General features: G+C 62.2%; 17 protein-coding genes. 8 read left to right on the forward strand and 9 right to left on the reverse strand.

The window, feature by feature from the left end:
- Positions 1-2: 2 nt before the first annotated feature.
- Positions 3-1,358 (reverse strand): oxygen-independent coproporphyrinogen III oxidase, encoded by a 1,356-nt coding sequence (gene hemN / locus Q1K29_RS11170; protein WP_300394768.1) that lies wholly within the window; start codon positions 1,356-1,358, stop codon positions 3-5.
- A 121-nt stretch (positions 1,359-1,479) separates the two neighbouring features.
- On the opposite strand from hemN, the gene Q1K29_RS11175 reads away from it, so the two are divergent.
- Positions 1,480-2,244, forward strand: coding sequence for an enoyl-CoA hydratase (locus Q1K29_RS11175; protein WP_300394770.1), 765 nt, complete (start codon positions 1,480-1,482; stop codon positions 2,242-2,244).
- Positions 2,245-2,446: 202 nt separating this feature from the next.
- Complete coding sequence (gene gyrB / locus Q1K29_RS11180; RefSeq protein ID WP_300394772.1) at positions 2,447-4,870, forward strand: DNA topoisomerase (ATP-hydrolyzing) subunit B; 2,424 nt, start codon at positions 2,447-2,449, stop codon at positions 4,868-4,870.
- A 2-nt stretch (positions 4,871-4,872) separates the two neighbouring features.
- Here gyrB and Q1K29_RS11185 read toward each other — a convergent pair whose 3' ends face one another.
- Positions 4,873-5,679: a serine protease gene (locus Q1K29_RS11185; protein WP_300394774.1), complete on the reverse strand. Its 807-nt coding sequence runs from the start codon at positions 5,677-5,679 to the stop codon at positions 4,873-4,875.
- 380 nt (positions 5,680-6,059) lie between these two features.
- Here Q1K29_RS11185 and Q1K29_RS11190 point away from each other — a divergent pair, with 380 nt between their 5' ends.
- Positions 6,060-6,419, forward strand: a complete 360-nt coding sequence (locus tag Q1K29_RS11190; RefSeq protein WP_300394776.1) for a hypothetical protein — start codon at positions 6,060-6,062, stop codon at positions 6,417-6,419.
- A gap of 109 nt (positions 6,420-6,528) precedes the next feature.
- Here the strand turns inward: Q1K29_RS11190 and Q1K29_RS11195 are convergent, their stop codons facing one another.
- Positions 6,529-6,966 carry a hypothetical protein gene (locus Q1K29_RS11195; RefSeq protein ID WP_300394777.1) on the reverse strand — a complete coding sequence of 146 codons (438 nt, stop codon included), beginning with the start codon at positions 6,964-6,966 and terminating at the stop codon, positions 6,529-6,531.
- Between the two features lie 86 nt (positions 6,967-7,052).
- Positions 7,053-8,849 (reverse strand): glycosyltransferase family 39 protein, encoded by a 1,797-nt coding sequence (locus Q1K29_RS11200; protein WP_300394778.1) that lies wholly within the window; start codon positions 8,847-8,849, stop codon positions 7,053-7,055.
- A 131-nt stretch (positions 8,850-8,980) separates the two neighbouring features.
- Here Q1K29_RS11200 and Q1K29_RS11205 point away from each other — a divergent pair, with 131 nt between their 5' ends.
- Positions 8,981-10,351: a dicarboxylate/amino acid:cation symporter gene (locus Q1K29_RS11205; RefSeq protein WP_300394780.1), complete on the forward strand. Its 1,371-nt coding sequence runs from the start codon at positions 8,981-8,983 to the stop codon at positions 10,349-10,351.
- Here the strand turns inward: Q1K29_RS11205 and Q1K29_RS11210 are convergent.
- The gene (locus Q1K29_RS11210; RefSeq protein WP_300394781.1) at positions 10,348-11,259 is read right to left on the reverse strand and encodes a hydrogen peroxide-inducible genes activator; all 912 of its coding nucleotides are present in this window, start codon (positions 11,257-11,259) and stop codon (positions 10,348-10,350) included. The two genes, Q1K29_RS11205 and Q1K29_RS11210, sit on opposite strands and share 4 nt — an antisense overlap.
- A gap of 155 nt (positions 11,260-11,414) precedes the next feature.
- On the opposite strand from Q1K29_RS11210, the gene Q1K29_RS11215 reads away from it, so the two are divergent.
- The 4 genes from Q1K29_RS11215 (at position 11,415) to rpsP (ending at position 14,499) form a co-directional block, all read left to right on the forward strand.
- Positions 11,415-12,014: a GNAT family protein gene (locus Q1K29_RS11215; protein ID WP_300394783.1), complete on the forward strand. Its 600-nt coding sequence runs from the start codon at positions 11,415-11,417 to the stop codon at positions 12,012-12,014.
- Positions 12,015-12,203: 189 nt separating this feature from the next.
- The gene (ffh, locus tag Q1K29_RS11220) at positions 12,204-13,664 is read left to right on the forward strand and encodes a signal recognition particle protein (protein ID WP_300394785.1); all 1,461 of its coding nucleotides are present in this window, start codon (positions 12,204-12,206) and stop codon (positions 13,662-13,664) included.
- Complete coding sequence (locus Q1K29_RS11225; protein ID WP_300394787.1) at positions 13,661-13,978, forward strand: chorismate mutase; 318 nt, start codon at positions 13,661-13,663, stop codon at positions 13,976-13,978. The genes ffh and Q1K29_RS11225 overlap by 4 nt, the downstream gene beginning before the upstream one ends.
- A gap of 20 nt (positions 13,979-13,998) precedes the next feature.
- Positions 13,999-14,499: a 30S ribosomal protein S16 gene (gene rpsP / locus Q1K29_RS18495; RefSeq protein WP_366524199.1), complete on the forward strand. Its 501-nt coding sequence runs from the start codon at positions 13,999-14,001 to the stop codon at positions 14,497-14,499.
- A gap of 69 nt (positions 14,500-14,568) precedes the next feature.
- On the opposite strand, the gene glmS is transcribed toward rpsP, so the two are convergent.
- The 4 genes from glmS to Q1K29_RS11250 all read right to left on the reverse strand — a co-directional run bounded on the left by glmS (position 14,569) and on the right by Q1K29_RS11250 (position 19,062).
- Positions 14,569-16,407: a glutamine--fructose-6-phosphate transaminase (isomerizing) gene (glmS, locus tag Q1K29_RS11235; protein WP_300394790.1), complete on the reverse strand. Its 1,839-nt coding sequence runs from the start codon at positions 16,405-16,407 to the stop codon at positions 14,569-14,571.
- A gap of 139 nt (positions 16,408-16,546) precedes the next feature.
- Positions 16,547-17,104: an RDD family protein gene (locus tag Q1K29_RS11240; protein WP_300394791.1), complete on the reverse strand. Its 558-nt coding sequence runs from the start codon at positions 17,102-17,104 to the stop codon at positions 16,547-16,549.
- Positions 17,105-17,209: 105 nt separating this feature from the next.
- Positions 17,210-18,613: a dihydrolipoyl dehydrogenase gene (gene lpdA, locus Q1K29_RS11245; protein WP_300394793.1), complete on the reverse strand. Its 1,404-nt coding sequence runs from the start codon at positions 18,611-18,613 to the stop codon at positions 17,210-17,212.
- A gap of 83 nt (positions 18,614-18,696) precedes the next feature.
- Positions 18,697-19,062 (reverse strand): hypothetical protein, encoded by a 366-nt coding sequence (locus tag Q1K29_RS11250; RefSeq protein WP_300394795.1) that lies wholly within the window; start codon positions 19,060-19,062, stop codon positions 18,697-18,699.
- Positions 19,063-19,119 lie beyond the last annotated feature (57 nt).

Genomic DNA, 19,119 nt, shown 5'->3' on the forward strand with positions numbered 1-19,119 from the left:
GGTCAGACCGCCCTGGCGTGGCGCGGGGCGGCATCCTCGGCGGGCACATAGGCGTCGAAGCAGCGCGCAACCGTGCGCATCAGGGCGCGCGCCTCTTCCGGCACGGTGATGCAGCGGCCCTCGATCTCGCAGAGCCCTGCAGCCTCCAGCGGACGTGCCCGCTCGATCGCACCGTCGAGCGCATCCTCAGCCACGGACTTCTCCCGGCAGATGGCCGCCGTATCGACGGTGAGATTGCACATCAACGCCTCAATGGCGCGGCCGCGCAGCCGGTCGTCATCGGTCAGGGTAACGCCACGCTCGGTCGGCAGCCGTCCCTCCGCAATCGCCGCCTCCCAGGCGCGGCGGTCCTTCGTGTTCTGGGCGAACCCCTGCCGGAAGGCGGAGATGGACGAGACGCCAAGTCCGATCAACGTGTCGCACGGATCGGTCGTATAGCCCTGGAAATTGCGATGAAGCGCACCGGCCTTCGCGGCGACAGCCATCTCGTCGCCCGGGCGAGCGAAATGATCGAGGCCAATGGCGGCATAACCCGCCGCCGAAAGCGTCGCGCCAACGGCTTCAGCCTGATGGAAGCGCTCTCCAAGGCCGGGTAGCGCTTCGGCATTGATGGCGCGCTGGTGCTTGGCAAACCACGGCACATGCGCATAGCCGAACACGGCAACGCGGTCTGTCCCCATGCCTGCGGCGAAGCGTGCGGCCTCGACCACGTCTTCGACCCGCTGGTGCGGAAGGCCATACATCAAGTCCATATTGATCGCGGCGATGCCGGCCTTGCGGAGGCTCTCGACAGACTCTTCGATCATCTCGCGCGGCTGTACGCGGTTGATGGCCTCCTGCACGGGGCGCGACAGGGTCTGAACGCCAAGGCTCGCGCGCGTCACGCCGCTGATGGCCAGCGCGGCGATCCGCTCCGGGGTCAGCGACCGTGGATCGAGCTCCACCGCGATTTCGGCATCGCTGCGGAGCGTAAACGCCGCCTCGATCCGGTTCACCACGGCGACAAAGTCACTGGCCGAAAGCGCATTGGGTGAGCCGCCGCCGAAATGCAGGTGCTTCACACCATCATGCGCGCCGACCTGACGAGCCCAGAGATCGATCTCGCGATGCAGCTGGTCGACATAGCGCTCCACGCGTGCATAGCCGTTCGGCACGCTCGTATGGCAGCCGCAGTACCAGCAAAGCTGCTCGCAAAAGGGCACATGCACATAGACCGAGATCGCCCCGTGCGGATCGACGGTCGCGGCCCAGTCGCCAACCTGGCGGGCACCGATCCCGTCATTGAACTGCACCGCAGTCGGGTAGCTCGTATAGCGCGGAACAGTCGCCCGGGCGAAGGAAATCCAGTCTTGTCTCATACTGCCCTGATGCCCGTTTCCTCGGGCCGGAACTATCCGGAAAACTCCCTAGGCCCCGGGCCATCTTGCCTGACGGGTCCCATCCTGCTCAAAGGGCGTGAACACCTTTCAAGGAACCGCCATGACCGACCACATCAAGACAGACCTGTCCGATCGCATCCTGACGATCACCATTGCCCGTCCGGACCGTAAGAATGCGCTGACCCAGGCGATGTATGGCGTCATGGCGGACGCGATCAACGGCGCCAATTCCGACAAGGCCATTCGCGCCATCGTGATCACCGGCGAAGGCGACATGTTCACCGCCGGGAACGACCTGACCGACTTTGCCTCCATCGAAGCGCGCGAGAGCGGCGAGCCGCCGGTCACCCGTTTTCTCAACGCCATCCGCGATGCAGAGAAACCGCTGATCGCGGCGATCAACGGCCCGGCCATCGGTGTCGGCCTGACCATGCTCCTGCACTGCGACATCGCCTATGCAGCGGCTTCAGCCAACCTGCGCGCGCCGTTCGTACAGCTGGGGCTGGTGCCGGAGGCGGGCTCCTCCATGCTGCTGCCGCGCATGGTCGGCCGCTCGATGGCGAATGACATCCTGCTGGCGGGCCGGATTCTTTCAGCCGAGGAAGCGCTGGCCTGCGGCCTCGTCTCCCGCGTGGTGGCCGACGGCGAGGTGCTGGAGACCGCCCAGCAGACGGCCCGCAAGATCGCGGCGTCAGCTCCGGGTGCTGTCCTGAAATCCAAGGCGCTGCTGAACATGAACCGTGCGGAAATCGCCGACCAGATGCGCGCGGAAGGAACCGTCTTCGCCGCCCAGCTCCAGTCTCCGGAATTCGCCGAAGCGGCCGCCGCCTTTGCCCAGAAACGGGCGCCTGTGTTCGAGGATTGAGCGCTCTTTGGCGTTGACCTGAAATCCCAGGATCGACCCGTTTTCCGTGGCTTTCGGGCACCGCCCCGGAAGCGAACTGCACACGACCCGTTAAAGCCTTGTTTCTGCACGGGATTCCGCCCCCTCTGGGATTTCCCTTTTGGGCTCGAATCCTCTACAATTTCAACGAATTGTGACGAATCACGAGAACAGGCAGATCAACATGGCCGAAACAGCTGAAAACATGCCCGAATACGGTGCCGATTCCATCAAGGTCCTGAAGGGGCTGGAGGCGGTTCGCAAGCGCCCGGGGATGTATATCGGCGACACCGATGACGGCTCCGGTCTGCACCACATGATCTATGAGGTCGTGGACAATGCAATTGACGAGGCGCTGGCCGGCCATGCCGACGAAGTGACCGTCACGCTGCACCCCGACAACTCCGCCGAGATCACCGACAATGGCCGCGGCATTCCGGTCGAGATGCACAAGTCCGAAGGCGTGTCTGCGGCGGAAGTCATCATGACCCAGCTGCACGCTGGCGGTAAGTTCGACCAGAACTCCTACAAGGTCTCCGGCGGCCTGCACGGGGTTGGCGTCTCGGTCGTCAACGCCCTGTCGGACTGGCTCGAGCTGCGCATCCATCGCGGCGGGCAGGAGCACTTTGTCCGCTTCATCGAGGGTGGCCAGGTCGAGGCGCCGCTGAAGACGCTGGGCGACAGCCCGCCGGCTGCGGACGGCAAGCCCTATTCCGGCACCGCCGTGCGCTTCCTCGCCTCGACGTCGACCTTCACCATGACGGAGTATGACCGCAAGACGCTGGAGCACCGCCTGCGCGAACTCGCCTTCCTGAACTCCGGCGTGCGGATCGTCTTCAAGGACCTGCGCGGCCCCGAGCCCTATGAGAGCGTGCTGCAATATGACGGCGGCGTGAAAGCCTTCGTCGAGCACATCGACCGCCAGAAGACCGCGCTGATCCCCGAACCGATCTATGCGATCGGCGAGCGCGACGGCATCACGGTCGAGGTCGCGATGGAGTGGAACGACACCTATCACGAGCAGGTGCTCTGCTTCACCAACAACATCCCGCAGCGCGATGGCGGCACGCACCTGGCCGGCTTCCGCGGCGCGCTGACCCGGATCATCAACAAATACGCCGCCGAGACGGGCCTCGCCAAGAAAGAGAAGGTCGACATCTCCGGCGACGACGCGCGTGAAGGCCTGACCTGCGTGCTCTCGGTCAAGGTGCCGGATCCGAAGTTCAGCTCGCAGACGAAGGACAAGCTCGTCTCCTCCGAGGTGCGCCCCGTGGTCGAGAGCCTGATGGGCGAGAAGCTGTCCGAATGGTTCGAGGAGCATCCGAAGGAAGCCCAGAACATCATGCAGAAGATCGTCGAGGCGGCGGCCGCACGTGAAGCGGCCCGCAAGGCGCGCGAGCTGACCCGCCGCAAGACCGCGCTCGACATCACCTCGCTGCCCGGCAAGCTCGCCGACTGTCAGGAAAAGGACCCGTCCAAGTCCGAACTCTTCATCGTCGAGGGTGACTCCGCCGGCGGCTCGGCCAAGCAGGGGCGCGACCGCTCCAACCAGGCCATCCTTCCGCTGCGCGGCAAGATCCTCAACGTGGAGCGCGCGCGCTTCGACAAGATGCTGTCGTCAGACCAGGTCGGCACGCTGATCATGGCGCTCGGCGCCGGCATCGGGCGCGACGAGTTCGACCTGAACAAGCTGCGCTATCACAAGATCATCATCATGACCGACGCCGATGTCGACGGCGCGCACATCCGCACCCTGCTGCTCACCTTCTTCTATCGCCAGATGCCGGACGTGATCGAGAACGGCTATCTCTACATCGCCCAGCCGCCGCTCTACAAAGTCAGCCGCGGCAAGTCCGAGCGCTATCTCAAGGATGACCTCGAGATGGACAATTACCTCATCAATGAGGGCACGACGGGCGAGACGCTGATCCTAGCGGACGGCACGCAGATTGGGGCCGAAGACCTGCGCGAGAGCGTGCGCAAGGCCGCCCAGTTCAAGCAGGCCCTGTGGCGCCTGCAGCTGCGCGCGCCGGGCCCGATGGTCGAGCAGGCGGCGATTGCCGGTGCGCTGGCACCAGGCGCCTCGCAGGCCGAAGCCCAGAAGACCGCCGAGCGGCTCAACCTGTTCGCCGAGGAAGGCGAGGACACCTGGGAAGGCAAGTTCGAGGATGGCAGCCTGATCCTGCGCCGTGAGGTCCGCTCCGTGGAGGAGAAGGCCGTGCTCGACCAGACGCTGCTCGCCAGCCAGGATGCGATCCGCCTCAACAGCATCGCCAATGACATCCGCCCGCTCTATGTCGAGCCGTCCGTGCTGCGCAACGAGAAGGCGGGCGAAGTCCCCGTCTACGGGCCGGTCGGCCTGTTCGAGGCGGTGCTGGCCGCCGGCCGCAAGGGCCTGAAGATCCAGCGCTATAAGGGCCTCGGCGAGATGAATGCCGACCAGCTCTGGGAAACCACGCTGGACGCCAATGCCCGCACGCTCCTGCAGGTGAAGGTCGCCCATGCCGACGATGCCGATGAGATGTTCACGAGGCTGATGGGGGATATCGTCGAGCCAAGGCGCGAGTTCATCCAGCACAATGCGCTTGAGGCGGAGGTGGATGTTTAGGTCTAGGCGGGAAGTCCCTGCGCGCGACGAATGTTGAGTATTCGGTTCTCAACCTCAAGCAGGCGTTCGGACTTCAAAACAAGACCTAAATGAATCATGCTTGAAATTGTTACTTCTGGCGGCCGATTCATCGTTATGGTTCCGCTTTGGTCCATCGTGGGCCCGGCAAATAGCACCCCAAGTAGCGCGAAGTGAACTGGTTGCGTGAATTGCTTGTCGTCATTGCCAACCGGCGTAGCCTCGCCGCGATTAAATAGCAAAACAGGCGACCCCGAAGAACCGGGAAAGCATGCAATATCGACCAAGAATTCCTTTCGCCCACGGTAATCAAGGACAAATGGTGTGGCTGTAACGCCTCTTCGAGCGAGAGGAATATGGTTTACGTCATCATACAATCCATTTGGACAGCCAATCATGATTACGCTGCTAACTGGAAGCATACTGTCGATATGAACCTGCGAAACCAGCCCGCCTTTGTGAAATGCCGAGAATTTTAGTCCCCCGACATCTTCGGAAGTTTTCTGTACGTGCTCAGAGATATTTACAAAGCAAAGATCAACGTTTGCATCCCAATGCGGCAAATATGTGCGGTCGTTAATTTCGATAGAAATAGGTATGGCATTTGGCTCCTCGAGAGTTGAACCATTAATATGCATCCAAATACGAAAATCCTCCGCTCCTTCTAAAACGTGCTTATTGGTTACAATAAAAAACATATGCTGGTCGTTGGGCAGAAATATTCGATAATAGAAGCCTGTACCTCGCGAAAATACCTGCCCACCACGGCTGGCTTCAATGCGTGTGGCCATTTCCGGAGTACGATTGAATAGGCTAGTCACATTCCCTCCAGAATACTTGGCCGTCACGCTAAGACAGCATCTCCGCCAATAACCTTAAAGACGGAATATAGTATCTAGAATTGTTTTGGCAGGCCACTGCCGTGGCCCTCTTCGCGGAAATCAGTCCACTGGACTGATTTTCGGACGCTTCGAAGTGCCATTCGGCCATGGCCAGCCTCTTCCGATCTGAATTTGCCTATCAAGGGCGCTTCGCGTCCGCAGGACTTAACCCTTGACGGGCAAATCCAGATCGGACACCGCTCCCCCCTCATCCCCGGCCCCTCTCCCGAGGGAGAGGAGAGCATTACGCCGCTTGACCCCGCACCCTTCTCGCGCCAAATCCCCGCCCCATGGCCCTGAAGGATTATCCCCACACCCCCGATGGCCGCTACTTCGTGGCGGCTGGCAAGCTCTGGCGCTGCTCCGATCCGCGGCTCACGCCGGAAGGCAGGAAGGCGTTGACGAAGAAGCTCATGGAGGCGCGCCGCAAGGTGAAGGAAGTCCAGACCTCGGAAGACAAGCTCCGGCGCGCCCGCCGCGCGGTCAACGCCGCCAAGGAAGCCCTCGGTGAGCGCGGCCCTGTCTGGTGGACGGACGGTGCCCCTGACGAGACGATGAAGGATCCGGCCAACTCATCCTATGCCGAGTGGTGGGCCAGCCTCTCCGACGAAGAGCGCATCCGGGGGCGTACCAGCCCGCGCGGCAAGTAGGCGCGCGCGAACCGGACTGTTTCCGGACTAAAACCGGACTGTTTTCGGACTCCCGTCCAGCGCCCCTGATTTTCAGGGATGGACCGCGGATCGTTCCGGCCGGACGGCGCTAGAGGCGCACTGTGCCGGAGGCGCGCAGGGCGGCGAGTTTCCGGTGGAGCTCTTCCACGTCGGAGACCTCGATGCGCTGGGCATCCTCGAACCGCCAGTCGCGCGTCTCTCCATACTGGCGCTCATAGGCCCGGTCGAATTTTTCCTCGGTCAGGTCCCCCGCAAAGCGATAGGTTGTGAGATCGTCGCCCGCATCGGCACGCGAACCGCCGGGCAGGTAGATGGCGCCAGAGCCGAAGTCGACCGCAAAGGCGATCAGGCCGGGCACGAGAAACAGAAGCAGGCCGAGGCCATCAAGCAGGACGACAGCGGTATCAAGGCGACCGCCGGTCTGTCCGCGGCGTTCGGGGTAAAGCAGTGTCCCGCAGCCGCTGAGCGGCGCAGCGATAGCGGTGGTGCCTGCCAGTGCGAGCAGGCGGCGGCGTGATTGGTCCATGGGTCCCTCCTTCAGGCGTAACCGGTCCGGGTTTTGTGAACGCTACATCACACAGCCGGTTCCCCGGAATTAAAACCTGTCCATCCCTATTCGTCCGCGCAATCGGCCTCGTAGCGAACGGCAATGAAGGCCGTCGGGTCGTTGTTGGAATAATTCAGCGCGTAATACGGGTTCGACCGCGTCGAACAGCGATTCAGCCGCTCGGCGGAGGCCTCGACGCGCGCGAACTGATCCGGGACGCCCGGGTTTTCGAGGTTTACGAGGTAAACGACCGGGTATTCGGCATCATCCTCGGGAAGGTCGAGGGGCGTTTCCGGCGGATGCAGGTTCTGCGTGCCCAGTGTGAGCACATAGGACGGCTCGGCAAAACCAAGCGCCAGAACGCGTTCCGGGCCTTCGGTCTCACCGCAGGATTGATGCGGAATGCCACAGACCTCTGCAAGGGCGAGCTTGCCGGTCTCGGTGGCCTGGATCCATGTCTGCGAGGGGAGGACGAAAATCCGCGCCTGCCAGCCAAGCAGCACGGCTGCGGCGACACCGCCAGCGACCGCCCAGCCGATCCGGCGCACCAGCATGGCGATGACAGCAAGGGCCGCAGCGCCGAGCCCCATCCACCACAGGAAGAGCGGATAGTCCGACGATCCGGTCCACTGCGCGAGTACGGCCTCTTCGGCCACCGTCCTGAAATCACCGGCTTTATCGGCCTGCAGCACTTCGACCACCCACGGGGATGTAAAGCCGATCAGCGCGACCGCGCCGAGCAGGAAGAAGGCCGTCGAGACCCAGCGCGAAACCGGGGCGCGGTTGCCCTCCATCAGCTTCACGGCGGCCCAGCCGCAGAGCAGCGCGAAGGCCGGATAGGCGGGGAGGATGTAGTGGCTGAGCTTGGTCAGCAGCAGCTCGAAAAAGATCCAGGTGGTCAGCGCCCACGCCACGAGGAATTTCAGCGCATCGCGGTCGACATCGCCGAGCGATTCCAGCGTGCGGTGGCGCAGGTAGCGCCATGTCAGGACAATGGCCGGGACGAGGAGCAGGATGCCCGGGAAGAACCAGGCCGGCAGGTGCATCAGGTGGTAGCCCGGCAGGCCGCCATGGCCCTCGGAGGCCGAGACCAGCTTGTCCTTGAGGTCCTTGCCGACAGCGCCTTCGACATAGGTGCCCTGGGTGGCGATCTGGATCATGATGAACCAGGGCAGCACCATGAGCACGCTGATCAGCGGACCCGGCCACCAGGCGAGGCTTCTCATCCAGTCATGGTCGCGCCGGTCCCACAGCCAGAGCACGAGGATCGCCATGCCGGCCACGAGGGAAATGACGGGACCCTTGATCAGAAATCCCGCGCCATGGATCACCCAGAACGCAATGGCCAGGCGCTTGTCATTGTCCTTCTTGAGGTAGAGCCGCAACAGGCATCCCATGGCCGCGGTAATGAGGAAAACCAGCACTCCATCCGTCTTGGAAATATGCGCCTCGGACGTCAGCAGCAGACTGGACCCAAACAGCGCCGCACCAATAAATGCGCCCCGTCTTCCGATGGCAACAATCCCGACCCAGAAGACCATGAGCGTTGCCAGGCCCGCGCCGATCCAGCTCGGGACACGGTAGGTCCACACATCGAGGTGTTCGCCCTCGCCAAACGCGGCGGTCGAACCAGCCTGCAGCCAGTGAATGCCGGCGGGCTTCTTGTTTCGGTACTCGTCCTGATAGCGGATCGTGATGTAGTCGCCGGTCTCGAGGTACTGTTTCGAGGCTTGCGCGAAGCGGCTCTCGTCACGGTCCAGCGCCGGCAGGTTGAACACGCCGGGCGCAGCCGCGGTCATCGTCAGCGCAAAGAGCAGCACCCAAGCTTTCCAGCCGGTCGAGAGACGGTCAATCCAATCCATTCAGACCCGCTTGTAGACTGGAATGGCCGCAGGCGAAACGGGCTTGCACGGTGATTTCACAGATGCCGATTTGATTTCACGAAAACGCGCTCTAGGGTGCCCGCCAGTTTTGGGCGTTCAAGGGGAGCAGCATGAAAGCCTGGTTTCGGATTGATCTCTGGAAGCGCGTAATGATCGGCCTGGCCATCGGCCTGCTGATCGGCGCAGCCGTTCGCTATGGCATGATCGCTTCTCATGGCACCGAGGATGGCATAGCCCGCTCGAAGGACATCGCCGAATTCTTCAAGCCTCTGGGCGACCTCTTCCTCAACCTCATCCGCATGCTGGTCGTGCCGCTGATCTTCCTGACCCTTGTGTCGGGCGTACTCGCGCTCGGTGACCCCAAGAAGCTTGGCAGCCTCGGCGGGCGAACCATCGGCATCTACATGTTCACCACGCTGATTGCGGTGACACTCGGCCTGCTGATGGGGACAATCTTCCAGCCCGGCGCCGGATACGACCTCTCAGCCGTTACACCGGAACAGATAGCCGAAACGCAGGCACGGCTCGAGGGCGGCGGGGCGCTGGAGCAGGTCGGCGTTTACGAGTCCATCATGCGCACCATCCTGTCCATCGTACCGACCAACATTGTGTCTTCGATGGCGAATGGCGACGTGTTGCCGATCATCTTCTTCGCGATCATGTTCGGCATCGGCATTCTACTCGCCGGCGAGGCAGGAAAGCCGGTCGCAAAAGTCTTCGATGCCGGCGCAGAAGCCATCCTGAAGCTCACCCTTATTGTCATGGAGACCGCCCCCTTCGGCGTGCTCGCCCTGATGGCCTGGGTGATGGCAGACCAGGGGTTCAGCGTTGTGTCCTCGCTCGCACTGATGACGGTCGCGCTCTACATCGCCTGCATTCTGCACATGCTGCTGACACATGGCTTCCTGATCAAGGTCGTTGGGCGCCTCCCCCTTATTCCGTTCTATCGCGGGATCACCGACGCCCAACTTGTAGCCTTCTCCACCTCGTCCTCGAGCGCGACACTGCCGGTCACCCTTAGCGTTGCGGAGAAGAATCTCGGCGTGGGCAAGCCCGTTGCCTCCTCGGTGCTGCCGCTCGGGTCGACCATAAACATGGATGGCACCGCGCTCTATCAGGGCCTGATCGCGCTCTTTGCCGCCCAGGCGCTCGGAATCGATGTATCGATCGGCATGTATTTCACGGTCGCGGTCATGGCGACGCTGGTCTCGATTGGCACTGCCGGCATTCCGTCGGTCAGTCTTTTCCTGGCGACCACGACTCTCGGAGTCGTCGGCGCAACGCCGGATCAGATGTTCGTGATCCTGGCCCCGCTCTTCGCCTTTGACCGTCTGCTCGACATGATGCGGACCGTGACGAACATTACAGGCGACCTCGCCGTCGCCACTCTGGTCGGCAAATGGGAAGGCGAGCTGAATGAAGAGATTTTCCGGGCCGAAGACAATGTCACCGAAGAGATCGACCGGACGATGACGAACTAGGCGCTTACGCGATCCGAGAGTGTCTTTCGCACACATTGGCCGATCAGCCGGGCTTCATCCTCTCGCGGAGACCCAGCGCGCCAGGCAATGCCGATCTGGCGGCCGATTACAGGTGTGTTGAACTGGCGGATGGCGACATCCGTTCCCGCCGTTACGCCAGCCTCGGCGGCAATGCGCGGCAGGAGCGAAACGCCGAGACCGCCGGCCACCATCTGCACAAGTGTGGCGAGGGACGTTGCGCCGACATCAGAGCCTGTGCCGTTCGCTGTCAGGGAACAGACCGAGACAGCATGTTCGCGCAGGCAGTGACCGTCTTCAAGCAGCAGGACTTCCTCACCATTGAGGTCGTCCGGCTGTAGCGTCTTCGCTTTTGATAGCTCGTGATCCTTCGGGCCGATGAAGAGAAACTCGTCATCCCCGAGAATCTCGGTCTCGATACCGCTTGCCTCCCATGGCAGGGCAATCAGGGCCGCATCGAGCGTCCGGTTCCGCAGGCCCTCGATCAGCCGGTCGGTCTGGTCCTCGCGCAGGTAGAGCTTGAGTTCCGGATGCCCGGCCCGCAAGGCCGAGAGGGTGCGCGGCAGGAGATAGGGCGCAAGCGTCGGAATGGCGCCAAGATGAAAGTGTCCGGTCAGTGGCGTACCGGCCTGGTGGGCCGCGGCCACAAGGTCAGCGGCACTCGAGAGGATCGCACGGGCGCGCTCGACAGCAGCTTCACCAGCGCGGGTCAGCGAGGCACCGCGCGCTTCGCGCTCAACCAGCTGGACCCCAAGGATCGCTTCAACTTCCTTGATGGCCGACGACAGGGTTGGCTGTGTCACATTGCAGACTTCCGCAGCACGCGAAAACGATTTCTCGTCGGCAAGCGCGCACAGGAACTGAAGCTGTCTCAGGGTCGGTAGATGCATAGGGCTTATCTATTGTGCCCCGAGCGCTTATCAATTCATTCTTGATCGATACGCGCGGAATTTCACATCACCGTGATAAGCATACCTCTATCTGGAACGATCTGGCCCGGAATTTCTTGCATTCCACTCCCGCTAGCGAGCAAAGTGACACGGTCATGGAACTAGGTGCAGATGGCTTGGAGACCGCCCGCATCCGCCTCGCTCCCTTCGAGGAGGCGGATCGCGAGGATATCCACAATAGCAAGGCCGTCGATGCGATGTGGACCTCGATGCCGGTGATTGCGACCGGCAATTCGCTCGACGCCTATTTCGACCATACGGTCCGGATGGGAGAACTCGGAATCGGGCTTGGGCTGACGGCGCGCGACAAGGCAGATGGCGCCCTTGTCGGACTGGCAGCCTTCCTCCTGCCGAACCGCCTGCACCGGCGCATTCGCATCGGCTATATCTGGGTAAAGCCGGAACTGCGCGGGACCGGGATTACCGATCATGTTCACTTCCTGATGCTGAAGCGGGCAATGGAATGGCGGGCCCGGCGCGTCGAATGGTTCCTGTCGACGCGCAATCAGGCCGCAATCACGCACGTCGAACGTCTCGGTGCCCTGCGCGAAGGCCTGCTGCGCCAGCATTCACGCTTTGCCGATGGCAGCTGGTCCGACATTGTCGTCCTGTCGCTGGTCGACGCCGAGATTCGGGCAGCCATGAAAGAACTCGGGACGCGCATCGGCGAGATCGAAACCGCCTCCGGCGCTTGATTTTGAGACCGAGGCGTGCTTTAGGGCGCGCTTAAATCCGCGCACAAGTGAAAAGCGCGCTTTTCCGGGACGAGAGCCCGGCGAAGCCCCCCGCTCGGCGAAGTTTCGCTCAGTGGGGTCGCACCGCTTTGCGCGAAAGACCGTGAATGCTTACCTGTCGAGTATGTGCAGGATAGCAAGGAGTGAGCGATGTTCGACGCGCTGACAGACCGCCTTGGCGGTATATTTGACGGACTGACAGGGCGCGGCGCCCTGACGGAGAAAGAAGTCAATTCCGCGCTGCGCGAGATCCGCGTGGCGCTGCTCGAAGCCGACGTTGCGCTGCCCGTGGTGAAGGACTTCATCGAGAAGGTGCGTGAGCGCGCCGTCGGTGAGGAAGTCATCCGCTCGGTGAAACCCGGCCAGCAGGTCATCAAGATCGTTCATGACGGCCTTGTCGACATGCTGGGTGGCGAAAATGCCGAAACCGGGCTTCGCGTCGACAATCCGCCATCGGTTATCATGATGGCGGGCCTGCAGGGCTCCGGTAAGACAACCACCACCGCCAAGGTCGCCAAACGCCTGGCCGAACGCGACAAGAAGAAGGTCCTGATGGCCTCGCTCGACGTGCGCCGTCCGGCAGCCATGGAGCAGCTTGCCATCCTCGCCGATCAGGCCGGCGACAATATTTCATCGCTTCCGATCGTTCAGGGCCAGAGCCCGGCTGAAATCACACGCCGCGCCCTGCAGGCCGCCAAGCTTGGCGGCTATGACGTCCTCTTCCTCGATACCGCAGGCCGCACATCGATCGACGAGCAGATGATGGCCGAGGCGTCCGAGATCGCAAAGATCGCGCAGCCCAAGGAAACCCTTCTCGTCGCTGACGCGCTGACCGGTCAGGACGCTGTCGAGACCGCCAAACGTTTCCATGAGCGCCTGCCGCTGACCGGCCTTGTGCTGACCCGGATGGATGGCGACGGCCGCGGTGGTGCTGCACTCTCCATGCGCGCGGTCACGGGCCTGCCGATCAAGTTCCTCGGTACGGGTGAAAAGCTCGACGGGCTCGACGCCTTCGACGCCAAGCGCGTTGCGGGCCGCATCCTTGGCCAGGGCGACATCGTCTCCCTCGTCGAAAAAGCTGGCGACCAGTTCGACCAGGAAAAGGCCGAGCGCATGGCCAAGAAGATGCGCAAGGGCGAGTTCGACCTCAATGACCTCGCCGACCAGCTCAAACAGATGCAGAAGATGGGAGGCCTTGGCGGCATCATGGGCATGCTGCCCGGCGCGAAGAAGGCCAAACAGGCCATGTCGGCCGCAAATATGGACGACAATATGATCAAGCGTCAGGAGGCGATTATCTCGTCCATGACGCGCAAGGAGCGCGCCAAGCCGGCCCTCCTCAACGCCTCCCGCCGCAAGCGGATCGCTGCGGGTGCCGGCGTCAGCGTGCAGGACGTCAACAAACTGCTCAAGATGCACCGCCAGATGGCCGACATGATGAAGAAGATCGGCAAGGGCGGCATGAAGGGCATGATGAACGCGCTTGGCGGCGCGGGCGTGTCACAGGCGGATCTGGCCAAGATGGGCCAAGGCGGCATGGGCGGCGCCGGGCTCCCCGGCCTTGGCGGCGGACAGCTGCCACCCGGCATGGGCGGAGGGAAAAAGAAGTGACCGCCCCACTCCCCGAACTCGAACGCCTGCGCTCAAGCATCGACAATATGGACTCGATACTGCTGCACACGCTGGCCGAACGCTTCAAGCTCACCCAGCAGGTCGGCCAGCTGAAGGCCGAGCACGATCTGCCGCCTGCCGACATCAATCGCGAAGCGCGCCAGATCGAACGGCTGCGCAAGCTCGCACGCGAAAGCGGGCTCGACCCCGTCTTTGCCGAAAAATTCCTGAAATTCATCGTGGCCGAAGTCATTCGTCACCACGAGCGAATCCGTGACGGAGCTCCCGCCACGCCTCAATCGAAGACGCCATAAGACACTTAAGGAGATACACCATGGCTCTCAAAATCCGGCTCGCCCGCGGCGGGTCCAAGAAACGCCCCTTCTACCGCGTTGTCGTCGCCGACTCCCGCGCCCCGCGTGACGGCCGCTACATCGAGAAGATCGGCACCTATGATCCCCGCCTGCCGAAGGACTCCGAAAACCGCGTCCAGATCGACGGCGAAAAGGCCGCTGAATGGGTCAGCAAGGGCGCCAAGCCGACCGACCGCGTCGCTCGCTTCCTGAACCAGATCGAAGTCGACGGCAAACCGATCGTCGCCTGGGAACACGGCAACAACCCGCAAAAGGGTGAGCCGGGCACGAAGGCCAAGGAACGCGTCGAGGAAAAGGCTGAAAAGGAAGCCGCCAAGAAGGAAGCTGAAGCAGAAGCCAAGAAAGCCGCCGAAGAGGCCAAGAAGGCTCCGGCTGAAGAAGAGGCCCCTGCTGAAGAGGCTGAAGCTGAAGCCAAGGAAGAGCCGACCGAAGAGGCCGCCGAGGAAGAAAAGACCAGCTAGGTCTTTTCGCTTTCGCGAAACATTGAACGCCGGGCAGGAAACTGCCCGGCTTTTTTTGTTCTCTGTCGCCTACTCCACCGTCACCGACTTTGCGAGGTTGCGCGGCTGGTCGACATCGGTGCCTTTCTCGACAGCGACGTGATAGGCGAGCAGCTGGACCGGGATCGAGTAGAGGATCGGCGCGACGAAGGGGTCGCAGTCGGGCAGTTCGATGCGGTGGGCCGGGGCCTCTCCAGCCGCGCGCAGGCCGGCGGCATCCGAGATCAGGATGACCTCGCCCCGGCGGGCGGCGACTTCCTGGAGGTTCGACAGCGACTTCTCGAAAAGGCCGTCGAACGGCGCCACGAATACCACCGGGGTCTCCTCGTCGATGAGCGCGATCGGCCCGTGCTTCAGCTCCCCGGACGCATAGCCCTCAGCGTGGATGTAGCTGATTTCCTTGAGCTTCAGTGCGCCCTCCAGTGCGATGGGATAATGTACCCCGCGACCGAGATAGATGACATCCTCGGCCTTGGCGATATCCCGGGCCAGCGCTTCGATGCGCTCGTCCAGGCCAAGCGTCGTGGAGACCAGCCGCGGCAGCTCTGTCAGCGCGCGCACCAGCCGGATCTCGGTATCGCGTGACATCACGCCCCGGCCTCGCCCCGCTGAGATGGCCGTGGCCGCGAGTGCAGAGAGCTGTGCGGTGAAGGCCTTGGTCGAGGCCACGCCGATCTCCGGGCCCGCCAGTGTCGGCAGGACAAGATCGACTTCGCGCGCAATGGTCGATGTCGGCACGTTGACGACAGCCGCCGTCTTCATCCCGTGCTCCTTGCAGTAGCGCAGCGCCGCCAGCGTATCGGCGGTCTCCCCTGACTGGCTGACGAAAAGGGCGAGCCCCCCCGATTTCGGCAGCGCCGGTTCGCGGTAACGAAACTCCGAGGCGATATCGGTCTTCACCGGCAGGCCGGCGAGCTGTTCGAACCAGTATTCAGCCACACGCGTTGCATAGTGCGCGGTGCCACAGGCGACCATGTAAAGGCTTGTCACCTCGCTCCAGTCGATGGCCTGGTCATTGTCGTCCGGCAGGGTGACCGTCTGGTTCAGCACGTTGAGATAGGCGCCGATGGTCCGCGCGGTGGAATCGGGTTGCTCGAAGATTTCCTTCTGCATGAAGTGGCGGTAATTGCCCTTCTCGACCGCGGCACCGGCACCCTGCACCAGCGTCACACTTCGTTCGACCTTTTCGCCTTTACGGTCGAAGACCTCATAGTTCTCGCGTGTCAGCACGCACCAGTCACCTTCTTCAAGGTAGACGACACGGTTCGTGAAGGGGGCCACCGCCAGCGCATCGGAGCCGAGATACATCTCGCCATCACCGACACCAATCGCGAGCGGCGAGCCCTTGCGCGCGCCCATCAGCAGGTCCGGGCGGTCCTCGAAAAGGAAGGCGAGCGCAAAGGCACCCTGTAGCTTGGCGAGCCCGGCCTTTACGGCCTCGACCTCGCTCATGCCCTCATTCATGTTCGATGAAATGAGATGGGCGATGGTCTCGGAGTCGGTCTCGGTCTCGAATGTATGCCCCTTCGCCTCAAGCTCCTGGCGCAGATCGCGGAAATTTTCGATGATGCCATTGTGAACGACACAAACCTTGCCGGAGACGTGCGGGTGAGCGTTGCCGACCGTCGGCGAGCCGTGTGTCGCCCAGCGGGTGTGGCCAATGCCCTGATCGCCATCGAGCGGGTTGGCATCGAGTTCGGCTTGCAGGTTCTTGAGTTTGCCCGGCGCGCGCCGGCGGTCGAGCTTGCCGCTCGCATTCAGCGTTGCGATGCCCGCACTATCATAGCCGCGATACTCAAGCCGCTGCAGCGCCTCAACGAGACGCGGGGCTGCCGGTTCGTTTCCGAGAATACCAATAATTCCGCACATACCTACTCAACTCGCTTAATTTGCCTTCCGGGGAAAGCCTCTAGGAAAAGAGACGACCCCTCGTCACTGCAATTAGGATGACCGAATGTGACAGGCACGGGCCCGGATCGCGGGATTTCAGAGACGATTTGAGGCCGGGTCAGCGCTTTAGCGCTACGACGCTAACCGCGCGGGTGCCAGACTCCCTGTCCCAGTGATAGGTGCCGGGCGTGGAATCGGCTTGCGAGGTCGAGATGAAGGTGACCGGCCAGAGACAGGTCGCGACGAAGCTAGACAGCACGCGGTGGGCATATTCCGGTTCGGTATTTCCACTGGGCGCCACAACGATCCGATACGCCATGACATACTGGCCGGGAGTCGCCCGCCCGAAGGCAGCGTGGAGCCAGAAATAGCAGAAGACCAGGGCCGGACCAATCACAACCGCGCCAGCAGGGCTGATGAGCGAAAGCAGCGGATGAAGCACGAGGAAGAGGGCGATCATGTCGATCAGGAAAGCCGTGAAGCGGCGCCATAGCCGGACGGGATGATCGGTCTCGATCAGATCGCCTGCAGGCATATAACCGAGGGCGAAGGCGCCTAGCGCGAGTCCTGCAAACAGGCGTACCGAACTCGCCTCAGGCACAAGGCGAAGCCAGGGCAAGGCCGCCCAGACGCCCAGAAGGGCGAGCAAGACGCTGAGGACCATCCAGCGGTTCATCGCACCTGCGATTTGGCGCGCTCCACCCTCTGGCGTCAATGAGAATTGGGCAGGATCAATGAGGAAATCTTGGCAACCCTGCTCACGCGCAGGGCGCGCAGCTGCCTACATCTGCATCGTCCAGCCTTCGACGCCCATGGCCGCCTGACGGACAGCTTCCGACAGCGTCGGGTGGGCGTGGCAGGTGCGGGCCACATCTTCGGACGCCGCGCCAAATTCCATGGCCACGCAGATCTCATGGATCATTTCACCGACACCGACACCAACCATATGAGCACCGAGGATACGGTCAGTCTTGGCATCCGCCAGGATTTTCACAAAACCAAGCGTCTCGTGATTGGTGCGGGCGCGAGAATTGGCCTGGAAGGGAAACTTGCCCTTCTTGTACTCGATACCGGCTTCCTTGAGCTGGTCTTCCGTCTTGCCGACCCACGCTATCTCAGGGTTCGTGTAGACGACACTGGGGACGAGATTGTAATCGACATGCCCGGCCTTGCCGGCAATGAGCTCAGCCACGGCAGCACCGTCATCTTCAGCCTTGTGAGCGAGCATCGGGCCGTGGATGCAGTCGCCAACCGCCCAGACGCCGTCGGCAACCTTGAAATGGTCCGTCGTTTCGATGACGCCACGCTTGTCGGTCTTGCCCCCGACAGCCTCAAGGCCAAGGCCTTCGGTGAAGGGGCGACGGCCAACCGCGACGACGACGGCATCCGCTTCCAGCACTTCCTCATCGCCGCCTTTGGCCGGCTCCATGAAGAGCTTGAGCTTGGATTTCATCTTCTCGACGCCGGTGACCTTCATGCCGAGGTGGAAATCGAGGCCCTGCTTCTTGAAGATGCGCTGGGCTTCCTTGGCGACCTCGGCGTCAGCGCCCGGCAGAGACCGGTCGAGAAACTCCACGACAGTGACGTCCGAGCCGAGCCGTGACCAGACCGAGCCGAGTTCAAGCCCGATCACGCCAGCGCCGATCAGGATGAGTTTCTTCGGAACGTCTTTCAGCGCAATGGCGCCGGTATTGGTCACCACGCGCTCTTCGTCGATTTCGATATTCGGAAGAGAGGCGGGTTCTGAGCCGGTGGCGATGACGATATTTTTCGTCTCGAGCGTCTGTTTCTTGCCGTCAGCGCCATCGACCTCGACCTTGCCTTTACCGGCGATCTTGCCGAAGCCCTTGATGTAATCGACCTTGTTCTTCTTCATCAGGAACTCGACGCCCTGGGTGAGGCCTTTCACGGCTTCGTCCTTCTGCGCCATCATCTGCTTGAGATCGAGATCGACCTTACCGGTCTTGATGCCGAGGCCTTCGAAATTCGTCTTTGCCGCCTCGAAGAGTTCCGACGCATGCAGCAGCGCTTTGGATGGAATGCAGCCGACATTCAGGCAGGTCCCGCCAAGCACGCCGCGCTTCTCGATAATTGCGGTCTTCAGGCCAAGCTGGCCGGCGCGGATCGCGCAGTTATAACCGCCGGGGCCGCCCCCGATGATGACGACGTCATAGGTGTCTGCCATGGAAATTCCGCCTCAAAAGGTCAGTGCTGTGAATCGACCGCGAACCTAAGCACTGACGCAGCGAAATCAATGCGGCTAACGGCTCATTTCCTGTGGCGGAACACAAGCACGCCGGAAATGACAAGAAGGAACGGGGCGAGCACGGCTTCGTCCGACCAGAGAGACGAATCTGCCCCTGATCCGGCCATCGCGCCGGTCATGGCCGCGAACACCGCCGCGCCGGCTGTCATCAGCCAGGCACCGCCGGGCAAAGCAGCCAGGGCGAGAAGGCCGCCAACGATCATCAGCGCCGTCGATACAAGCCGCATCAGCGATGTCGGCGGGTTGAGCAGCTCGGTTATCAGATCGCTGCCACGTGAGATCTGCATCTGGATGGGTTCGATGGTCTGCCACAGCATCCAGGCTGCAACGCAGATGCCGACGAGGCCGGCCAGTCGCCTGATAAGCATGGGCCCTCCTCCCGCCTTTGCATGCTCTAGCCAGATGCATCCAAGGGCGAATTGCCC

The organism is Henriciella sp. (assembly GCF_029937755.1).
Lineage (GTDB): Bacteria > Pseudomonadota > Alphaproteobacteria > Caulobacterales > Hyphomonadaceae > Henriciella.